2 protein-coding genes are annotated in these 1,909 nt (G+C 31.0%); one reads left to right on the top strand and one right to left on the bottom strand.

What is annotated here, in order from left to right; translation table 11 throughout:
* The coding region (locus OO184_RS24820; RefSeq protein ID WP_265381441.1) for a DUF4225 domain-containing protein at positions 1 to 390 on the top strand (390 nt) is incomplete at its 5' end.
* A gap of 1,012 nt (positions 391 to 1,402) precedes the next feature.
* On the opposite strand, the gene OO184_RS24815 is transcribed toward OO184_RS24820, so the two are convergent.
* Complete coding sequence (locus OO184_RS24815; protein WP_376712606.1) at positions 1,403 to 1,813, bottom strand: Hcp family type VI secretion system effector; 411 nt, start codon at positions 1,811 to 1,813, stop codon at positions 1,403 to 1,405.
* Positions 1,814 to 1,909: the final 96 nt, after the last annotated feature.

Here is a 1,909-nt window from a genome sequence, read left to right as displayed (position 1 = left end):
GCTGTTGATAGCGGTGTTGGAGCAGCACTTGGAACATCATTGATGGCTCATGGCTTTAATAATATTGTTGAAAGTGGTTATTATATCCTTTATCGCGAAAGCTATACTGGGCCAGTTAAATTCGTCTATGAAGGAGTTGGAGAAAAAGCTTTTGGAATGGATAAACGCGATGCTGATGTAGTATATACATCGGTTGATGTTGGTATGTCTATTAATGGACTACTTGGCTACAAGCTTGAACCAGATAGTCAACGATTATATCGATATATTAATGCTGATCTGCTTTGGGGATTAAAAAATCAGGGAATTAAAATGATGGGTACAGAAGATATAATTTTAGAAATTGTTGGCGATTTAAACACTATATATGGTCAAGCGAGGAGTTATTGATGAATTTGGCTTATGTTTCATTGTCTTTAATTCTTCTATTCCCTGTTTATTTCTGCATAAAAAGACTATTGATGTCATCTAATTTTTACCCCCATTTTTATGCAATAATATTACCATTGGTTCTTTCAGCACTTCATCTTTATGTTTTTAATTTCGATTCAATACCTTTTTTCAATGTAGATATCACTGACAATGAATTTTTACATTATTACTCTTTAGCTTTAAGCTATTTAAGCTGCGTTCCTTATATAATAGCGAGACGAACTGTCATCAAATAAATACAATGGATAATATAGATCATATTAAGGAATAAGATATAAATGGGCTATGCATATATCATTTTTTCATTACTTATACTTTATCCCCTATATCTTGCTTTTAAAAAGCTTTTAATATCTGATAATGTCTATGTTAATTTCTCATCTTTATTACTTGCAATGTCATTTATTTGTTATCATCTATATGTTTTTAATTTTGATTACATTCCATTTTTCGATGTATCTACATCTGATAATGATTTTTTATTTTATAGCTCTATTGTTCTAGTTATTATTTACAATATTGTATACATGATTGCTCATGGTAAATATTATAGGAAAAACAAATAGTGATCTTATAGGAAAAATGAATTAATGAATTTCTTGTCTATAAACTTCAATTATATTGCGGGAAGAAGGAAATGGTTGACTATTTATACATTATTTTTTCTTTACTTGCACTTTATCCTCTATACTTTGCTTTTAAGAAACTTTTAATTCCCTATGATGTTTACATTAATTTTTCATCTGTATTACTTATGATAGCATCCAACCTTTTCCATATACATGTCTTCTATACTAATCAAATTCCATTTTTGGGTGTATCAATATCAAATAATGATTTTATGATTTATACTTCTTTTACACTATCTTGGTTATGCACTATTGTATTTATGATCGCACACAGCAGACATTATAGGAAAAACAAGTGGTAATTTTGCCGGTAAAACAACACTATTTTACCGGCAAATAAATTAATAAACGCGATCATCCCAAATACTATAAGCACTTGTCCCTGCTATATGATGAGTCCATGTGATACTCTTATAACGTAAAGATATCGTTTCCTGCGGCTGTGCGCCAGCATGTGTTATAGAATGGGGGTGATAAACAGCTAAATCAACTATCGTCGCCTCAATTACCTTTATAGTGTAATACAACTCCTGAATCCCGGATTGATTCGTTCTATAAATATCAAAGATACCGTCCAATACTTCATTTTCCGACATCGCTATTCTCAAAAGCGGTGATGATTTATCAACAGGTTTTTTAAATGTTATGGGATGATGCTTAGCATACTGATCCCAAGTTAAAGAATGATTAAGATTATATATGAATATCTGGTCTGTATGATCTAATTGACCTTTATTTCCTATTGAATCTATCTATGAACAACCTGCCGATATCAATCCCTGCCTACGGCCCTTTAAAGTTAAATAGATTAAGTCTTACATATGTGTTCCTTCTTAGCGTTAAAATAC

This window comes from Photorhabdus aballayi, assembly GCF_026153155.1.
Lineage (GTDB): Bacteria > Pseudomonadota > Gammaproteobacteria > Enterobacterales > Enterobacteriaceae > Photorhabdus > Photorhabdus luminescens.
The sequence above is the reverse complement of the archived record's forward strand: the minus strand, read 5'-3'. Positions and strand labels throughout refer to the sequence as shown.